This is a genomic window from Arthrobacter sp. GAS37, from assembly GCF_044908325.1.
GTDB lineage: Bacteria > Actinomycetota > Actinomycetes > Actinomycetales > Micrococcaceae > Arthrobacter > Arthrobacter ramosus.
This window is the reverse complement of sequence record NZ_JBIYDB010000001.1, coordinates 290,951-307,863: the sequence shown is the minus strand read 5'-3', so window position 1 is coordinate 307,863 and position 16,913 is coordinate 290,951. Positions and strand designations below refer to the sequence as shown.

At 62.5% G+C, this 16,913-nt stretch carries 17 protein-coding genes; 8 read left to right on the top strand and 9 right to left on the bottom strand.

The window, feature by feature from the left end:
• The first annotated feature begins 29 nt into the window (after positions 1-29).
• The 3 genes from ABH924_RS01435 (at position 30) to ABH924_RS01425 (ending at position 2,025) form a co-directional block, all read left to right on the top strand.
• Positions 30-365, top strand: coding sequence for a DivIVA domain-containing protein (locus ABH924_RS01435; RefSeq protein ID WP_234748322.1), 336 nt, complete (start codon positions 30-32; stop codon positions 363-365).
• Between the two features lie 35 nt (positions 366-400).
• A complete protein-coding gene (locus ABH924_RS01430; RefSeq protein WP_404496561.1) occupies positions 401-1,627 on the top strand; it encodes a hypothetical protein in 1,227 nt (408 codons plus the stop codon).
• Positions 1,628-1,857: 230 nt separating this feature from the next.
• The gene (locus ABH924_RS01425) at positions 1,858-2,025 is read left to right on the top strand and encodes a DUF3117 domain-containing protein (protein ID WP_009357720.1); all 168 of its coding nucleotides are present in this window, start codon (positions 1,858-1,860) and stop codon (positions 2,023-2,025) included.
• 75 nt (positions 2,026-2,100) lie between these two features.
• Here the strand turns inward: ABH924_RS01425 and ABH924_RS01420 are convergent, their stop codons facing one another.
• Positions 2,101-2,733 (bottom strand): O-methyltransferase, encoded by a 633-nt coding sequence (locus ABH924_RS01420; protein ID WP_059387489.1) that lies wholly within the window; start codon positions 2,731-2,733, stop codon positions 2,101-2,103.
• 259 nt (positions 2,734-2,992) lie between these two features.
• Here ABH924_RS01420 and sigE point away from each other — a divergent pair, with 259 nt between their 5' ends.
• The 3 genes from sigE to ABH924_RS01405 are packed head-to-tail and all read left to right on the top strand — an operon-like array spanning position 2,993 to position 4,970.
• On the top strand, positions 2,993-3,637 hold the full coding sequence (gene sigE, locus ABH924_RS01415; RefSeq protein ID WP_234748318.1) for an RNA polymerase sigma factor SigE: 645 nt from the start codon (positions 2,993-2,995) through the stop codon (positions 3,635-3,637).
• 6 nt (positions 3,638-3,643) lie between these two features.
• On the top strand, positions 3,644-4,555 hold the full coding sequence (locus ABH924_RS01410) for a hypothetical protein (protein WP_404496338.1): 912 nt from the start codon (positions 3,644-3,646) through the stop codon (positions 4,553-4,555).
• Positions 4,556-4,586: 31 nt separating this feature from the next.
• A complete protein-coding gene (locus ABH924_RS01405; protein WP_059387493.1) occupies positions 4,587-4,970 on the top strand; it encodes a twin-arginine translocase TatA/TatE family subunit in 384 nt (127 codons plus the stop codon).
• Positions 4,971-4,972: 2 nt separating this feature from the next.
• On the opposite strand, the gene ABH924_RS01400 is transcribed toward ABH924_RS01405, so the two are convergent.
• From ABH924_RS01400 to ABH924_RS01390, 3 genes are read right to left on the bottom strand one after another with little or no spacing between them, the layout of a single operon-like run.
• Positions 4,973-6,100 carry an Mrp/NBP35 family ATP-binding protein gene (locus tag ABH924_RS01400; RefSeq protein ID WP_404496336.1) on the bottom strand — a complete coding sequence of 376 codons (1,128 nt, stop codon included), beginning with the start codon at positions 6,098-6,100 and terminating at the stop codon, positions 4,973-4,975.
• 11 nt (positions 6,101-6,111) lie between these two features.
• Complete coding sequence (locus ABH924_RS01395) at positions 6,112-6,756, bottom strand: DUF1003 domain-containing protein (protein ID WP_404496559.1); 645 nt, start codon at positions 6,754-6,756, stop codon at positions 6,112-6,114.
• Positions 6,757-6,805: 49 nt separating this feature from the next.
• Positions 6,806-8,089 carry a magnesium transporter MgtE N-terminal domain-containing protein gene (locus ABH924_RS01390; protein WP_404496334.1) on the bottom strand — a complete coding sequence of 428 codons (1,284 nt, stop codon included), beginning with the start codon at positions 8,087-8,089 and terminating at the stop codon, positions 6,806-6,808.
• Between the two features lie 76 nt (positions 8,090-8,165).
• On the opposite strand from ABH924_RS01390, the gene ABH924_RS01385 reads away from it, so the two are divergent.
• Positions 8,166-8,999 carry a general stress protein gene (locus ABH924_RS01385; RefSeq protein ID WP_404496332.1) on the top strand — a complete coding sequence of 278 codons (834 nt, stop codon included), beginning with the start codon at positions 8,166-8,168 and terminating at the stop codon, positions 8,997-8,999.
• A 47-nt stretch (positions 9,000-9,046) separates the two neighbouring features.
• Here the strand turns inward: ABH924_RS01385 and ABH924_RS01380 are convergent, their stop codons facing one another.
• From ABH924_RS01380 to ABH924_RS01365, 4 genes are all read right to left on the bottom strand, one after another.
• The gene (locus ABH924_RS01380) at positions 9,047-11,530 is read right to left on the bottom strand and encodes an FtsX-like permease family protein (RefSeq protein ID WP_404496331.1); all 2,484 of its coding nucleotides are present in this window, start codon (positions 11,528-11,530) and stop codon (positions 9,047-9,049) included.
• Positions 11,487-12,257 (bottom strand): ABC transporter ATP-binding protein, encoded by a 771-nt coding sequence (locus ABH924_RS01375; protein WP_404496329.1) that lies wholly within the window; start codon positions 12,255-12,257, stop codon positions 11,487-11,489. Before ABH924_RS01375 ends, ABH924_RS01380 begins: the two co-directional genes overlap by 44 nt.
• Positions 12,254-13,192: a lysophospholipid acyltransferase family protein gene (locus ABH924_RS01370; protein ID WP_404496327.1), complete on the bottom strand. Its 939-nt coding sequence runs from the start codon at positions 13,190-13,192 to the stop codon at positions 12,254-12,256. Before ABH924_RS01370 ends, ABH924_RS01375 begins: the two co-directional genes overlap by 4 nt.
• Positions 13,193-13,542: 350 nt before the next feature.
• The gene (locus tag ABH924_RS01365) at positions 13,543-15,126 is read right to left on the bottom strand and encodes an aminopeptidase P family protein (RefSeq protein ID WP_404496326.1); all 1,584 of its coding nucleotides are present in this window, start codon (positions 15,124-15,126) and stop codon (positions 13,543-13,545) included.
• Between the two features lie 80 nt (positions 15,127-15,206).
• Between ABH924_RS01365 and ABH924_RS01360 the strand changes: the two genes are divergently transcribed.
• Positions 15,207-16,052 (top strand): PHP domain-containing protein, encoded by an 846-nt coding sequence (locus ABH924_RS01360; RefSeq protein WP_234748301.1) that lies wholly within the window; start codon positions 15,207-15,209, stop codon positions 16,050-16,052.
• Here the strand turns inward: ABH924_RS01360 and ABH924_RS01355 are convergent.
• Positions 16,049-16,912 (bottom strand): DNA-methyltransferase, encoded by an 864-nt coding sequence (locus tag ABH924_RS01355; protein ID WP_404496323.1) that lies wholly within the window; start codon positions 16,910-16,912, stop codon positions 16,049-16,051. The genes ABH924_RS01360 and ABH924_RS01355 overlap by 4 nt on opposite strands.
• Position 16,913: the final 1 nt, after the last annotated feature.

Sequence of the window (16,913 nt, the reverse complement as noted above, 5' to 3'; positions counted from 1 at the left end):
GCACCGAGCTCTCAGCTGAGTCTGGCACGATGGTTGTTGTGAGCTTTTTTCTGGTCTTTCTCGCGATTGTCATCATCGGTGCCGTGTTGTTCCTCGGTACCGGAATGGCGAGATCCAGCCGCGACTCCGGCGCCGGTTTGGATGAACCCGTTCCGAACCTGCCGCCGGTTCTGCTACCGGCCGGTGCCAAGGCGTCCGACGTCGACCGCGTGCGCTTTGCCCTTGGCCTGCGCGGCTACCGGATGGACCAAGTGGATGAGGTGCTCGATGAGCTGAGGGATCAGCTGACCTCCCAGGAGAGGGAAATCGAACGGCTGAAACTGGCCCTAGAAGCAGCCGGGAACCAGGAAGAACCAAAAGAGTGACCCCGTCAGTCGAATCGCGGTCCCCGACGGGATCCCTGGCCCGAAGACTGCGCCGCGTCGGAGCCCACGCCGCGAGCTGGCCGTGGTGGGTCCAGGTGGCTCTCGTCTACATCGCTTCGAGACTTGTCAGTGCTTGTATCTTCATGGCTGCAGCATTGCAGCAAGGCGTCAATCCGTGGTTTCCGCCAGCACCGGACTACTGGAACTTCATCACGATCTGGGACGGGCGCTGGTACGCCGAAGCAGCAAACAACGGCTATCCGTCTGTTTTGCCGGTTGATGCGAACGGTGGTGTCGCCGAGAATTCCTGGGCGTTCTATCCGCTGTTCCCCTTCCTTGCCAGGGCCCTCGGTGCGCTCACTGGACTGGCGGCTCTGCCGGCCCTGACTGTCATTGCCGTGGTGGCCGGGCTCGGGGCGGCCATGGTGGCCTACAAGCTGTTCCGGGAATTCGCCGGGCGAACCACGGCGCTGTGGGCACTGACCTTCTTCTCGATGTTCCCGGTCTCAGCCATCCTGCAGGTCCCCTATGCGGAATCCCTCAATACCTTGCTGCTGGCGGGTTCGCTTCTGCTTGTGGTGCGACGCAAGTATCTTGGCGCGATGCCCGTCGTCGTGCTCATGTGCCTATCGCGGCCCACAGGCGTGCCCTTCGCGGCCATGGCAGGGCTGCTCCTGCTCCGCCACCTGTGGAAGAGGTTCGGGCGCCGCTCAGGGCCAGACGCCGTGCCGACAGACGCCGTGCCGACGCTCCGGGACCTTGGATCGCTGGCCGCGCTTGTGGTGGTCAGCGTGGCGGGCGCTCTCGCCTGGCCGGCCATTGCCTGGGCGGTCACGGGGGATCCGTCGGCCTACACCAAGACAGAGACTGTTTGGCGCGGGGCCGACCTCGTTCCGTTCAAGCCATGGTTCGAGACTGGTCAAATGCTCTTCGGACCAGTACTCGGCATTCTGGCGCCGTTTGTCTTCGTGGCGCTCTTTGTCCTGCTGATGTTGAGCAAACCAGTCCGGGCCCTGGGCATCGAACTGAGGCTGTGGTGCACGTGCTACATGGGCTACCTTCTGGTCTTCCTGCACCCCCAGACGAGCACATTCCGGATGCTCTTGCCCTTATTCCCCTTGGCGCTCAGCGCCGCCTGGTTGTCCCGCTCGAAGGCCTACCGCGGCACCGTGGTGGTCATGTTCTTCCTCCTCCAGATCGTATGGATCGTCTGGCTGTGGGCGTGGGCGCAGTTGCCGGGCGGCGGCGACTACCCGCCGTGATGCCGCACGTCCTTTCACCTGTTCAAGCGTGATCGCGGCCCGCCGGGAAAAGTCCATCAATTAGCTACGGGCGGGTAATTACGAGATAATGGACACAAGCAAGGACAAAAGCACTTTCGGGTGCTCGGCGACGACGACTGAACTGCCATGACTGTCGACGCCGTATATTCCACGCGGAGCCAGCCCGGCCGGGTTGGCGGGATTTGGGACAACTGGAGGGGATTTTCCTAATGGCGGCTATGAAACCACGTACTGGCGACGGCCCTATGGAAGTAACCAAAGAGGGCCGCAGCCTGATCATGCGTGTGCCGCTCGAAGGCGGAGGACGGCTGGTGGTCGAGCTCAACGCAGCAGAGGCGGCGAACCTCAAGGAATGCCTCGTAGGCGTTACCGAATAGATTCACTGGGCAGGGCCCGGCAGAAGAGCCGGCGCCCTGCTTTCATGTTTAAGCCTGAAAGCGAAGGCTGGCCGGTTACTTCTTGACCGCTACCAGCAAGCCGTCACCGGTGGGAAGCATCGCCGAAGAGAGCCGCTCGTCGTCGCGGATGGCCTTGCCGATCTGGCGCAACACCACGGTGGTGCTGTCCCTGGCAGCCGGGTTGGAAACTTTGTCCTTGTCGAGGGCGTCATTGATGACGAGTGTTCCGCCCGACTTGAGCAGCCGGATGGCTTGCTGAACGTAACCGGGAAAGTTGGGTTTGTCGGCGTCGATGAACACGAGGTCGTAAGCGGAGTCGGTGAGTCGCGGCAAGACGTCGGCTGCACGGCCGGAGATGGTCCGGGTCCGGTTCGCCGGACTGCCGGATTCCAGGAAGGCCTCGCGGGCGGCCTTGAGGTGCTCGACGTCGACGTCGATAGTGGTCAGGACAGCCTGCGGGCTGAGGCCGCGCAGCAGGCACACGCCTGAGACGCCTGCCCCGGATCCGACCTCTACGACCGTCTGGGCCTTCGACGCCGCGGCCAGGACTGTCAGGACGGCGCCAACGCCGGGGCTCACAGGAGTAACGCCCAGCTCGAAGGAGCGTTCACGGGCGCGAAGCAACACGTCGTCCTCGGCAGGCAGATCTTCTGCATAGGACCAGCTGGTTGACTTGTCGGCACTCATGGGGGTTCGCTTTCCAGGCAGAGGGGTATTGCTTCCAGACTACTGGCTACGGGCCGCCCGGCCCGGACGCCTGCGGCCCGCAATTCTGTGTCTTCCCGCGTGTCCTCCGGACGATGTTCGCTCTGCGGGAAAAGCCTGCCTGTGATCAGCAAAATCTCAGGCAAGACTGGGATGATGTATATCCAGCCATCCAAGCGAGGGCCGGCAACGAACTCCTGAGTGACCGGCAGGATGACAAACAGTTTGAGGGGAGCGGACGATGCGGGCATCAAGTGCTGCGCCAGTCCAGACAACGGCAGCAGTCCTGGGTTCCACCGACACGGCCCCTCCGGCCGAAGAATGGGTCAGGCCAAGCTGGGAGGAAGTGGTGGAGAATCACTCCGCCAAGGTCTTCCGCCTTGCCTACCGACTCACTGGAAACAAGTTCGACGCCGAGGACCTCACCCAGGAAGTCTTCGTCAGGGTCTTCCGTTCGCTCGAGAATTTCAAGCCAGGCACACTCGACGGCTGGCTGCACCGCATCACCACCAACCTCTTCCTTGACCAGGCCCGTCGGAAGAGCCGCATACGTTTCGATGCCTTGGCCGAAGACGCCGAATCCCGGCTGCCCGGGCATGAACCCGGTCCCGAGCAGAGCTTCGAGCTGAACAACCTCGACCTCGACGTCCAGCGGGCCCTGGAAGAACTCCCCCCGGACTTTCGCGCCGCCGTCGTGCTTTGCGATCTTGAAGGCCTTTCCTACGACGAAGTTGCCGAAGCACTTGACGTGAAACTGGGGACCGTCAGGTCCCGCATCCACCGCGGACGGACAATGCTCCGTGAAAAGCTGGCGCACCGGGATCCGCGTCCAGTCCAAGCCCGCAAACCGCGGCTCAAGATGCCGCGCATCGCCGGTCTCCTTTAGTCGCCGATGGGTTTGCTCAAAGGACGACGCGGTGGTTTAACTCGGGGAAATATCCGGCACAGCCGCGCCCCGGGCCACCTGCAGGAGTGCTCTGATTGCCACGCCGCGGTACTGCGGGAACGCCAATACCTGGAACGGCTTCGCCGTGCCGCTGTCCCCGAGGCCAGCCAGGATTTCACCAACAGGCTGATTGAACACACCCAGCGGTTGGCGCAATCCGATTTTCCGGAGCGCCCTGCTCCCCAGCGAAGCGTCTGGCACGGTATCCGGCTTGCCAGCGCCGCGGCCGGCGGACTCGCCGTGAGTGCCGGAATCCTGGCGGTTGCAGCCTACGCCCTCGGCGGTGAAGTTGCGCCGCAGGCGTCCAACCGCGGAGAGCAGGAAGTCCGGACCCTGGTCAGTTCAACCGTGCCCGGAAACGCCGGAGAGCAACTCCCTGTGACAGGTGCGCAGTTGAGTCTGCCCGCCAGCGTAGCCGGGACGGTCAGCCTGAGCGAGGAGCAGTTGTCCGAACTGCGGAGGGACGGCTGGGCATGTCCCGAAATGGCAAGCATGGGGTATCACGTGGTTTCCGCCCGGGCCTTGATGCAGGACGGGCACCCCGCCGTTGAGCTGCATCTGAGCGACGGTGACCACCACGCCACCTTGGTGGAGCAGCATTTGGAGGGCAGCGGCGCTTCGGGGACCCAACTGTCCATCACCCAGGGGGCCCCGTGGCAGGCCGTCTACTCCTCGCCGGTGGCCGTGCTGCGTTATTCGTCCGACATGCCTCCCAATCAGGCTGCGGGAGCCGTTCCTGAGCTCGTGAATGCGGGCGATTCTCTGGTGGTTGCCCGGCCCGCCGAAAACAGTGCAGAGACCTGGAATGAACGGCTGCAACGGGGACTCCATGCCCTGGCCGGCCTCGCGGGTTTCTGAGCGGACCAACGGACAAGGTAATCTTCGATACGTGTTTGGAATCAATGGCTCGGAGTTTCTCATCCTGCTGATCATCGGCGTTATCGTGATCGGTCCCAGCCGTTTGCCTGAATACACGCGGAAGTTGACGAATCTGGTCAAGGAACTGCGACGCATGGCGTCCGGTGCCCGTGAGCAGATCAAGGAAGAAGTCGGCATCGATATCGATGAAGTCGACTGGAAGAAGTATGACCCGCGCCAGTACGATCCGCGCCGGATCATCAAGGAAGCACTGCTCGACGACGACACGAAGCCTGTCAGTGACGGTGCGCCTGTCGCTGTTGCAGCCGTGGACACCCCGACGAAAGCTCCCGAGCGGGTTGTTGAACGGCTTTCCGTCGGTGAAAAGGCGCCCTTCGACGCTGAGGCCACCTAAAGCTATTTTGGCTGGATCCCGAGGGACATTCCGGCCAGGCCGCGCGGCTTGGCGTTGAGCTTGCCCGCAATGCCCTGAAGGGCCTGTGCCGCGGCCGTCTCGGGAGCCGACAACACCACCGGGCGGCCCGCGTCGCCGCCTTCGCGCAGACGGATGTCCAGGGGGATCTGTCCCAACAGCGGCACATCGGTCCCGACGGCGGCGCTCAACCGCTCAGCCAGCACAAGCCCGCCGCCGCTTCCGAACAATTCCATCCTGCCGCCGTCGGGCATCTCCAGGAAGGACATGTTCTCCACGACTCCCGCAAGCTTCTGGCCCGTCTGCGTTGCGATGGTTCCGGCCCTCTCGGCAACATCCGCTGCTGCGGCCTGCGGGGTGGTCACCACGAGGATTTCAGCCTTGGGAAGCAACTGCGCCACCGAGATGGCGATGTCGCCCGTTCCTGGCGGAAGATCCAGGAACAGGGCATCCAGATCGCCGAAATAGACATCCGTGAGGAATTGCTCCAATGCACGGTGGAGCATGGGCCCCCGCCAGGCCACAGCCTTGTTTCCGGAAACAAACATGCCAATGGAGATCACCTTCACGCCGAAGGCCACGGGCGGGAGGATCATGTCGTCCACCCGTGTGGGCTGCTGCGTGATTCCCATGAGTGCCGGGACCGAGAAACCATGGACATCGGCGTCGACGATTCCCACGCGCAGCCCCTGTGCCGCAAGGGCGCACGCAAGGTTGACCGTCACCGAGGACTTTCCCACACCGCCCTTGCCGCTGGCCACAGCGAAGACTTTCGTCAGGGAGCCCGGCTCGTTGAAGGGGATTCCGCGTTGTCCGCCTGCGCCTCGCAACTGTTCCTTGAGGGCGTCGCGTTGCGGCTGCGTCATGACCTTGAGCTCGACCTCGACGCCCGTCACACCCGGAACCCGCGTCAGGGCAGCGGTGGCGTCGGCCGTGATGGTTTCACGCAGGGGGCAACCCGCGATGGTCAGGAGCACCGCAACCCGGACGGTTCCGTCCGCGCTGGCCTCTACCGAATCCAGCATCCCCAACTCAGTGATGGGACGGCGGAGTTCGGGATCGATGACGGTTGCCAAGGCAGCGTTGAGAGCCTCGACGGATGGTGTGCTCATGGGGTGGATGTTCAGCTTTCAGGCTGGTCGGCTGGACCTGAGTGTTGCGTCGGCGAAGTGCCGACGGCCGAAAGGTCGGGTTCAGGTTGCGTGGCGCTGGAATGCGCCGGATGGATCTTGGGGATCTGCTGCGTGGGGGGATTGCGCTGTTTGTTGCGCTTGTCCTTGATTTTCTCCTTGGCCTTTTCGCCGTTGTTGGAGCCTGTGGAATTGTTCGGACGCAACTCATCCTGCGCTTCGAGCAGATCCGACAGCAGCGAGCGGAGTTCGGCACGCACGTAGTCCCTCGTGGCGACCTCCCGAAGGACGATGCGAAGAGCCGCGACTTCACGGGTCAGGTATTCGGTGTCTGCCAGATTGCGCTCGTCACGGGCGCGGTCCTGTTCGATGGTCACACGGTCCCTGTCGTCCTGGCGGTTCTGGGCCAACAGGATCAGGGGCGCAGCGTAGGAGGCCTGCGTGGAGAAGAAAAGATTGAGGAGGATGAACGGGTAGGGGTCCCATTGGAAGCCGAACAAGCCAACAACATTGAACGCGATCCAGACGATCACGAAGATCGTCATGTAGAACAGGAAGTTCGCCGTACCCATGTAGCGGGCGAAGCGCTCGGCAAATCGGCCGAAGGCATCGGGATCGTTGCCGAAATTCGGTAGCATGCGGGAACGCAGCTCGAGCGGCGTGTCCAGTCCTCCGCTGGCGGGCTTCTCAGCCAATTCGACCTCCTAGTTTCCTGATCGGGGCTCCGTCTTCGTGGGTTCGCCAGTCGTCCGGGAGCAAATGGTCTAAGAGGTCATCAACAGTCACCGCCCCTACCAGGCGACCGGCGCTGTTCACGACCGGGAGGGAGTTGAGGTTGTAGGAGGCCATGGTGTGGCTGACCTCGCTGACGCTGGCGTGATCGGAGACCGGCTCCAGGTTCTTGTCCACGATGCTGCCCAGCTGTTCGGGCGGGGCGCTGCGGAGCAATTGCTGGATATGGACGACGCCGAGGAATCGTCCCGTAGGGGTCTCCAACGGCGGGCGGCAGATAAAGATGGCCGAGGCCAGGGCGGGGGAGAGTTCCTCGCTGCGCACATGGGCAAGCGCTTCAGCGACCGTAGCTTCCGGGGGCAGAATAACGGGCACCGGGGTCATGAGGCCGCCGGCAGTGTCTTCGTCATACTGCAGGAGCCTGCGGACGTCGTCAGCCTCTTCGGGCTCCATCAGGAGCAGCAGTTCCTCGGCCTTCGCGGAAGGCAAGTCCGCCAGCAGGTCCGCGGCGTCGTCCGGGTCCATTTCTTCAAGCACATCGGCTGCGCGTTCGTTGTCCAAAGCGGACAGGAGCGTCACCTGGTCTTCTTCCGGCAATTCCTGGAGCACATCGGCGAGGCGCTCGTCCTGGAGCTCGCTGGCCACTTCAATCCGTCGCTTGTCCGACATCTCCTGGAGTGCGTCGGCAAAGTCGGCCGGTTTGAGGTCCTCGTGGGTGGCAACGAAGTGGCTGGCACCCTGGGGATCGTTCTCGGAACCCTGCAGCGTGTCCGCCCAGTCCACCAGCAGCGTGTGACCGCGGCGCAGGCCCCGGAGCCTGGACGTAGACGTGCCGCGTCGAATGAAAAGTTTGGAGACCAGCCAGTCACCGTTGCGCTGCTGGTCCATGGCGATGTCTTCGATGATGGCGTCGCCGCTGCCGTCCTTGAGCGTCACCTTGCGGTCAAAGAGCTCGCCGACCACCAGCTGCTCGGCACCGCGTTGCTGGAATCGCCGCAGATTGACCAGGCCGGTGCAGATGATCTGGCTCTGGTCCATGGACGTCAGCCGGGTCATGGGAACGAAGACGCGCTTCTTGCCCGGAACTTCAACGACGATACCCACTGCATGCGGGGCCCCGCGCAAGCCGCGCGAGAGCACCACGACGTCGCGCAGCCGGCCCAGCCGATCGCCCAAGGGGTCGAAAACGTCCAGACCGAGCAAACGCGCAACAAAGATGCGTGAAGGATTTGTGCTCACCCTTACAGGCTACCGAGTCTGCTCTCTTTTAGCTGAATTTCAGCCGGTTCACATGTGTATGGGACAGAATGGGGGTATGGCGAACATTTTCGGTGCCCCTAAGGCCACGGAGGAATCCCGCAGCGTCCCCAAGGGGGACACCGTGGGCTCTTACAATTCCTATCTCGATGCCCAGAAGGCGGTGGATTATCTGGCCGACCAGCAGTTCCCCGTCCAGCATGTCTCCATTGTCGGAAACGACCTCAAAATGGTGGAGCGGGTAACGGGACGGCTCAGCTACCCTCGGGTCGCTTTGTCCGGCGCCCTGAGCGGCATGTGGTTCGGCCTGTTCGTGGGCGTCATGCTTTCGTTCTTTACCCCGGCCGGTGGCCCCTTCTCGATTGTGACGTCGGTCCTCATGGGTGCGGCATTCTTCATGCTCTTCGGGATCGTCACCTACGCTGCTCAGCGCGGGAAGCGGGACTTCACCTCCACCAGCCAGGTAGTGGCGACGAACTATGACGTCATTGTCGCGCTTGAGGCATCCCACGAAGCCCGCCGTCTCCTTCACCAGTTGCCCATGAATCCTTCCGAGGCAGCCTTCGGCCGGCCGCCGCAGGCGTACACGCCGCAGGACTACCGGAACCCGCCGGTCCATCCAAGTGCGCCACAGGGCCCGGCCCCGGAACGTCCAGCGTCCTGGCAGGACCCCTATGGCCAGCGTGGACCCGAAGCGGGACAGGGAACGGCCGGCGAGCCCGCCCAGCCTGTTGCGGATGCCCCAGCCCCAGCCCCAGCCGAGGCCGCGCGGCCGACCGCCGGCGTTCGCTACCCGGACCTTCCCGACGGCCGTCCGCAGTACGGTGTGCGAGTGAACGAACCCGGAACCGGAGAGCAAGCCGCTAACGGTGAGGATCCGGCCAAGCAGTAGTTATTGCAGGGGGCGGAAACCCCTCTTCGCTCCTCCGCTATCGGCCATCACTCAGCCCTCAGGGCAGCTGCTGGCTCTATTCGAGCCGCCCTGCGGCTCGGTCCTATCGCCGCAAGGCATAGCGCCGTCAAGGTGACAATTGCGATTCCGCTGAATGCCAGGACGGTAAAAGTAGGACTCAGCGTCACGCCGAGTGCCCCGGCGACAAGCTGGGTCAGGACCCACCCAGCCAACTGACCAACGAGAAGGCCCCCGGCCAACGCCGCAATTCCGAGCAAAATCGCATCAACGGCAACTAGCCTCGTTATGTCGCCGTGGGTGGCACCAATCGCGCGCAGCATCCCGAACTCTTTCTCCCGACGAGCGACGCCGACTGAGAACAGGCCGGCGGCGCCGACCGCGCCGAGACTGAGTGCAAGCACCACGATGCCGAAGGCCGCTCCGGCGTATGAACCGAGCTCTGATTCTGCGCGCTCCTTCATTTTGGCGGCCGTGATCACCGAGACCCCAGGGATGTCGGCAACTGAATCAGCGATCTGGTCCCGGAGCGCTGTGACGTCGACGCCCGGCTTCGCTTCTACATTCCAGCCGTTGGATCCAGTGATTCCCAGCTCGGCAGCCGTGTCACGACTCATCACCACTTGGTTCCCTGTTGCCAAGGACGCAAACGTCCCGACAAGGCGAAGCGAGAGTGTCTTGCCTGCCCGATCTAATCTGACGGTGTCGCCCAAGGAAATATCGCGGCTCACGGCGAGAGCTTCAGGAATGATGACCGCGCCTCCCTCTTCCAGGGCAAGAGGCGCAGTCCCGTCACTTCCCCGGCGCCATGGAAGCTGAGCTGTGGCGAAATAGCTGTTTGGATCGACAGCAAGGATTGCAATCTGGCTCGAGGTCCCCTGGAACTGCAATGCTCCGCGGTCCCAAACAGTGTCTGAAACCCTGTTGATCATTTCAATGGACCCCAGGCGTTCGGTTAATTTTTCAGTGATAGGCGTCGTGGAGGATATTTGAATGTCAGCTCCGAATTGGCGAGCAATCTGCTCCATCATCGCGCTCTTTACCGAGCCGACTCCGATCACAAGGGCGGCACCCAGGCAGACGACAACGCCCATGATGGCCGTCGCGGAGTCGAGCGATGCGTGTTTGCGCAGACGCTGGGCCGCAGCCTTGCCTGTCCACCCCTTGAAGATCTGTAGCCTGGCGGTGGCTTCGAGAATTAACGGAGCAAGGAATCCCACGGCGGCCAGCGATAGGACGAAGCCAACGAGCTTCACGACGACGGAGTCAAGCCAGTAGCTGCCGACTCCGAATACGAGGAGCATGATGCCGACGGCGGCACGGAGTCTCTGCCCAGACCTGCGCTCTGCGACTTCAGGCGAGATGGCGGTAAGAGGGGCCTGGCGTAGCACTTTCACTATGGCCCGAGCCGCCCCCGCGCAGCCCGCAGCGACCCCGCTCAGGATGGCAAGCAGTGCCTGCCAAAGTTCGACCGCCACTGTTGCTGGAGGTATGTTGCCGATCGATGAAAGGCCTTGGTTGAGGATCCAGCTGACCCCAAACCCAAGCCCCAACCCGACCACTGAGCACGCGAACGTGAGCATGAATGCCTCACACAAGACGGCGGCTGCCAGCCAGGAACCGCGGGCGCCGACGGCTCGCATGACACCATAAGTCAGCCGGCGGGCATTCACGACGGATTGGAAGGCCGTCGCTGATAGGAGGATCGAAATGCCCAGAACGGTGCAGGAGGCGATCATCAAGACGAGTGAAACAACCGTGATGAGGGGACCAAGGGTCGAATTGAGGGCAGAAGTGTCCTGCACTTTGAACTGAGCAGGCAGGCTGGACGAATATTCGCTCTGCCAGCGTTCCGCGGAGTGTCCGGCCGCTAGCTGGATGTCAACTCTTGATACTTGGCCCTGCTGGTTGAATATCATCTGGGCGTAGGACAAATCGACAAAAAAGTTGTCGTATGCCAACGGACCAAGAATCTTGCCATTGAACACGCCTACGACGCGTAGCTGCGTGGTCCCGTCGCTCGACGCGACCACCAGCGAATCGTCTACGTCCACGCCTAAGCGCGAAGCGACGTCAGCCGGAACCAGGGCCTCGGGCTTGTTTACGGCAGGGAGCCCGCCCCTAAGCTCGAGCGTCATGCGTTGAAGCTCTGTGTTGAACGTGGTGGGGTAACCCGTAACCGTCAGCGGGTGGCCCGCGCCAAGGGTTCCCGATGGCCGGACGCTCGAATTCCGTGCCAGAGTCGGGATCGGCGTCGCAACCCCAGGGAGATCCGCTATTGCCCTCACTGCGCTCTCGGGAGCCGTGGTCCCGGGAATAGCAGGCACCACCGCGACGTCGCCTATGCCTGATAACGAACCAACCCCTTGCGAGAGCTGGTCGTTGATGCTTTTCGATGTGAGCAGAGTCCCGAAAATGAGCGCAACGCCGAACACAAGCGCAACGGCTGCGATTCCATACCGGGGAAAATCAAAGCGAAGTTGCCGCAAACCACGAGCGAACGCGCTCGTCATGAGAATCTCCCTCCTGATGTGGTGCGTTGAGGTCAAGTTGATCAATGATCTTCCCGTCCCGCAGCGCAATGATCCGGTCGGCATAACTCGCAGCATGTGGATCATGGGTGACCATCAGCCCGCTTGTACGACGATCGTCGCCAATCGCGTCGCGAATCAGACGGAGAACAATATCCCTGTTCCTCGAGTCGAGGCTTCCCGTCGGTTCATCGGCGAGGACGATACTGGGAGTCCCGAATAGCGCCCGACCTACGGCGACCCGCTGACGTTGCCCGCCTGACAACTGATCGGGAAATCTATCGGCATATTCAAACAGTCCCAGCTGATCGAGCAGCACCAGAGCATCTGCTCGCCAACGAAAGTCTCTTTGACCGGAAACGATCGATGACAACGCGACGTTCTCCAGCACCGTCATGCTTGGAACAAGATGAAATGCCTGGAAAATGAATCCAACATTCTCCCGCCGGAAGATTGTCTTCTGCTTTTCGTCCATCCCGGAGACCCGGAGTCCTGCTACGTCGATGCTCCCTGCAGTCGGCGAATCGATTCCACCGACCAATTGGAGCAGGGTTGACTTGCCGGATCCAGATGGGCCAATGACGGCAACAAGTTCACCTGGTCGGATCTCCAGTTCAACAATGTCTAGTGCGGCTTTCTCGTTTCCGGCACCGTCGTCATAGTGGCGACGAACGCCTTTGAGGGACATGGCGGGAAGGTTGCCGGTCATGTCTCGATGGCCCAGACCTGGGGGAGCATCCGGTCAAATTCAAACCACATTTCCCATTCCCCGACGTCCCCGGCGAGAAGCTCCGACTCAATGACATCCCAGACGGCCAGCAGGGAGCGGCGACGTTTATCGGATGACACAGGCGGTGGTATGGCAGGATGGTATTTGAGTCGAAAGCGGCCGTTGCCGATGGCACCGAGTGTGAGAGGGACCATAGGGGCACCGGAAACATGGCTCAGGATAATCGGACCGGTGGGAACCATGATGGTCGTCCCCAAGAATGGAATTCGGGCATGGTGCTCGTCCACTCCACGAGGGTCCAGTTCAGGGAACATGGAAAAGATCCGGCCCTCGCCCAAGGCCGTAAGGCCAGAGCGTATCGCCGATGTGCTCCCGAGCTTGATCCCGCGGAAGTCCAAGTCAGGAAAGGAGGCTGTGTGGATCTCGTCAAAATTCATTCGATTGTAGAGCGTCGTTGTCGGCATTTCATACGCGAGCATGGGAATGGCAGCATATGAGGGTCCCAGATGCAGCGGGAGCGCGATTACCCCTCGGCCACTGGATGCCGCCTCGTGAAGGTGCTCGCGTCCATCGACGGCCACAACGTCCCGAAACAGGGTCTCAGGGTCTTTCATCCACAGATTGATGAAAGTCGACTCAAACTGAAGCTTCGGTCCGTACTCAGCAAAGCTCGTGGCGTGCAATTCCTTGTCAAAGCCATCAAGCCCAGGGACCGCATTCATGAAATCCAGGGCCCGGGCCTTCAAGACCTCGAAATTGTCTACGTTCGGTTGCCTTGCCCGGTAGATGGGCCGATCGAGGGCGTCCAGCTCCTTCATAAGGTTCCACGCGCCAACTGGCCCCGCAGCATGGATCGCCTCATAGAAATTCTTGTGCTTCGGAAAGTCGAAAATATTGAACAGTGGCAAGCGCACGCTGTCCCCCCAAATTCAGTGTTGTTCGTATCCTTGCTATCTCACTTGGTACAGGCCAGGGTGGCTCCCGCCTCCAGCCCATGCGCCTAGGAGGAGGGTACAAGTGCCGAGGGGCGTCTCCGTGTGGATTTCGTCAATCTAAGTGGTCAAATCCGCAAATCTCAGTGCAAAAATCGCGAAATTAAGTGGACGGCAGCCGGGGTCTACGTGTTTGAACTCCAGGAGGACGTGGCACAGGAGCACCTGCTCATCGTCGCAGCCCGCCACCACTACTAGGGCCGTCCCCAAAGCAAGAGGAGGGCTACCGGAAAAATATCCGGGAGCCCTCCTCTTGCGTTTTGCCTAAGTGGTTACGCTTCGGCGTCCTGGTAGATGCCAGCCATCCAGGACTCGACGTCGTCGGCCTTGCGGGGGAGAGCGGCGCTGAGATTGACGGGACCGTCTGCCGTCATCAGGATGTCGTCCTCGATCCGGACGCCGATTCCACGGTATTCCTCCGGAATGGCGAGGTCCTCGTTCTTGAAGTAGAGCCCGGGCTCGATGGTGAACACCATGCCTTCGGTGAGTACGCCGTCCAGGTAGAGATCGCGCTTGGCCTGGGCACAGTCGTGGACGTCCAGTCCAAGGTGGTGGCTTGTACCGTGCGGCATCCAGCGGCGGTGCTGCTGGCCTTCGGCACTGATGGCCTCTTCCACGGAGACCGGCAGCAGGCCCCACTCGGCAAGGCGCTCGGCGAGGACCGTGGTGGCGGCGGTGTGGATGTCGCGGAACTTCACTCCCGGCTGCGCTGCGGCGAATCCGGCGTCGGCGGCGTCAAGGACGGCTTCATACACCTTGCGCTGGACGTCCGAGAACTTTCCGTTGGCGGGAATGGTGCGCGTGACGTCGGCTGTGTAGAGCGAATCTGCCTCCACGCCGGCATCGAGGAGCACGAGTTCCCCGGCGTTGACCTTGCCCGTGTTCCGGGTCCAGTGCAGCACCGTGGCGTTGTTTCCGGCGGCCGCGATGGTGTCGTAGCCGAGCTCGTTCCCTTCCTCGCGGGCACGCGCGAAGAAAGCGCCTTCGATGACGCGTTCGCCGCGGTGGTGGGTCATGGCGCGGGGGAGGGCGCGCACGACCTCGGCGAAACCTTCCACGGTCGCGGACACGGCGATCTTCATCTGCTCGATTTCCCAGGCGTCCTTGAGCAAGCGCAACTCGGAGAGCGCCTCGCTGAGCACTTCGTCAAGGGCATCGAGTTCGCCGAGGTCCAGGTTTTCCGGATCTTTGGCCGTGTTGTAGCGGGCGGTGTCCACGAGGGCATCGATGTTCTCGTCAACTTTGCGGACCAGACGGATGGAGATGCCACCGATTTCCGGGGCACCTACGTTCTTGGTGATGGCCATCTCGAGTTCGTCGAGGTGCGCGGTCCTGAGCCCGAGGCGCGCTTCGAATTCGGCGAGCGTCGGACGCGCGCCGATCCAGAACTCACCGGAACGCGAGTCGGCGTAGAACTGTTCCGTGTCCCGGCCAGCGAGCGGACGGAAGTAGAGCGTCGCGAGGTGGTTGCCGCCGTCGTCGCCGGTTCCCTCCTCGACGGGTTCCAGGACCAGCACGGCATCGGGCTCGTGGTCCAGGCCCAAGCCCGTGAGGTGGGCAAAGCCGGAGTGGGGGCGGAAGCGGTAGTCGCAATCGTTCGAGCGGACCTTGAGCGGGCCGGCCGGTACGACGAGGCGCAGGCCCGCGAACTTGTCGGAGATGGCCCGACGACGCGTGGCGGCATGGTCTGCGACGGCGTCACGTGCAGGGGTCACCTGCGGCGCTGGCGCCCAATTGCTGGCCATGAACGCCTTGAAGGCATCGGATGTGGGCCGCTGGGAGCGGTTGTTGACGCGCTCCTCCAGGGGCTGGGAGGCTGTGGTTTCACCGTTTTGGGTGTTATCTGCATCGTTCACCGTCCAATAGTCCCATCAAGGCCGATACTAGGCCAGCGGCGCAACGGTCCAAGCCGTCCCTGATCAAATAGGCTTGGAAAGTGAAGATCGACCTGCACGCGCACTCCAATGTTTCCGACGGGACCGAGGCTCCCGCGGGAGTGATCGCTTCTGCATCAGCTGCGGGTCTGGATGTGGTGGCCTTGACCGACCACGATTCCACTGACGGATGGGAGCAGGCCTCCGTCGCGGCCCTCGAATTCGGGGTGGCTTTCGTGCCGGGGATAGAGATCTCGTGCCGTACCCGGGAAGGGATCAGCGTCCATCTCCTGAGCTACCTCCACGATCCCGGACACCCCGGCCTGCTCGAGGAAATCACCAAAGCGAAAGACGCGAGGCTCACCCGCGCCAAACGCATGGTCACGCTTTTGGCCGAGGATTACCCCTTGAGCTGGGACGATGTCATCCATCATGTCGCTCCCGGAGCCACTGTGGGCAGGCCCCACATCGCCGACGCCCTCGTGGCGGCCGGTGCGGTGGCGAGCCGCTCCGAGGCGTTCACCGCGATCCTGACTTCGCACTCGCGCTATTTCGTGCAGCACTACGCACCGGACCCGGCGCTCGCCGTCGAGCTTGTCCGGTCGGCGGGCGGTGTTCCCGTCTTCGCGCATCCGGTGGCCTCGGCCCGCGGCCGGGTGGTCGGGGAACGGACTTATCGGGAAATGATCGACGCCGGCCTCCTGGGCCTGGAAGTGGAGCACCGCGACAATCCCGAGGAAGGCCGTGTGTTCCTGCGGCGCCTGGCTGCCGAACACGGGTTGTTCATGACCGGTTCGTCCGACTACCACGGAACCGGCAAACCCAATCTGCTCGGCGAGAACCTGACGTCCCCCGATGTCCTGGCCCGCATCGAGGAACTGGGCACGGGTAGTTCGGTGGTCCGTTAGACGGGGTAGAAAATGGCCTTGCCGTCCAGGCGCTTCCGCATCACTTCGATCGCCGGGGCGTTCTGGTCGACGCAGACGAACCTGCGCTCGAGTTTCGCCGCGACCGAGCCGAGCGTGCCAGAGCCTGCAAAGAAGTCGAGGCACCAGTCTCCTGGCCGGCTGGACGCGGTGACGATCCGCCGGACCAGGCCTTCCGGCTTTTGCGTCGGGTAGCCGGTCTTTTCCCTGCCGGTCGGGGAAACAATGGTGTGCCACCAAACGTCCGTGGGAAGCTTCCCAAGTTCCCGCTTGGCCGGCGTCACGAGGCCCGGCGCCATATACGGCTCACGGTCAACCTCGGCGTTGTCGAAGTGGTACTTGGCGGGGTTCTTGACGTACACGAGGATGTTGTCGTGCTTGGTGGGCCAGCGGTTCTTGGCGCGTGCGCCGTAGTCGTAGGCCCAGATGATCTCGTTCAGGAAACACTCCCGGCCGAAGATCGAATCCAGCATGACCTTGGCGTAGTGCACCTCGCGGTAGTCGAGATGCAGGTACAGGGTGCCGTCGTCGGCGAGCAGTCGCCAGGCCTCCACGAGCCGGGGTTCCAGGAAGGACCAGTAGTCGCTGAAGGCGTCGTCGTAGCTGTGCAGGGCGCCCTTGATGGTGTCATAGGAGCGGCCTTTGAAGCCGACGCGGTCGCCGTCGCCGTCGGCGTTGCGCACCATGCGCGTTTCCTGGCGGCTCTGGACCCGGCCCGTATTGAAGGGCGGGTCCACGTAAATCAGTGTGAAGGTGCCGTCCGGCAGCGTCGGGAGGAAATCCGCGTTGTCCGCGTGAACCACCAGATTGCTGCCGTCCGGCGCCCAAACAATGTCAGTCATT

What these genes read in the sequence shown, in the direction of transcription:
- ABH924_RS01435 (WP_234748322.1), top strand. Translation starts at nt 30, where the DNA reads ATGGTTGTTGTGAGCTTTTTTCTGGTCTTTCTCGCGATTGTCATCATC.
- ABH924_RS01425 (WP_009357720.1), top strand. Translation starts at nt 1,858, where the DNA reads ATGGCGGCTATGAAACCACGTACTGGCGACGGCCCTATGGAAGTAACC.
- ABH924_RS01420 (WP_059387489.1), bottom strand. Translation starts at nt 2,733, where the DNA reads ATGAGTGCCGACAAGTCAACCAGCTGGTCCTATGCAGAAGATCTGCCT.
- sigE (WP_234748318.1), top strand. Translation starts at nt 2,993, where the DNA reads ATGCGGGCATCAAGTGCTGCGCCAGTCCAGACAACGGCAGCAGTCCTG.
- ABH924_RS01410 (WP_404496338.1), top strand. Translation starts at nt 3,644, where the DNA reads ATGGGTTTGCTCAAAGGACGACGCGGTGGTTTAACTCGGGGAAATATC.
- ABH924_RS01400 (WP_404496336.1), bottom strand. Translation starts at nt 6,100, where the DNA reads ATGAGCACACCATCCGTCGAGGCTCTCAACGCTGCCTTGGCAACCGTC.
- ABH924_RS01395 (WP_404496559.1), bottom strand. Translation starts at nt 6,756, where the DNA reads ATGCTACCGAATTTCGGCAACGATCCCGATGCCTTCGGCCGATTTGCC.
- ABH924_RS01385 (WP_404496332.1), top strand. Translation starts at nt 8,166, where the DNA reads ATGGCGAACATTTTCGGTGCCCCTAAGGCCACGGAGGAATCCCGCAGC.
- ABH924_RS01380 (WP_404496331.1), bottom strand. Translation starts at nt 11,530, where the DNA reads ATGACGAGCGCGTTCGCTCGTGGTTTGCGGCAACTTCGCTTTGATTTT.
- ABH924_RS01375 (WP_404496329.1), bottom strand. Translation starts at nt 12,257, where the DNA reads ATGACCGGCAACCTTCCCGCCATGTCCCTCAAAGGCGTTCGTCGCCAC.
- ABH924_RS01355 (WP_404496323.1), bottom strand. Translation starts at nt 16,912, where the DNA reads ATGACTGACATTGTTTGGGCGCCGGACGGCAGCAATCTGGTGGTTCAC.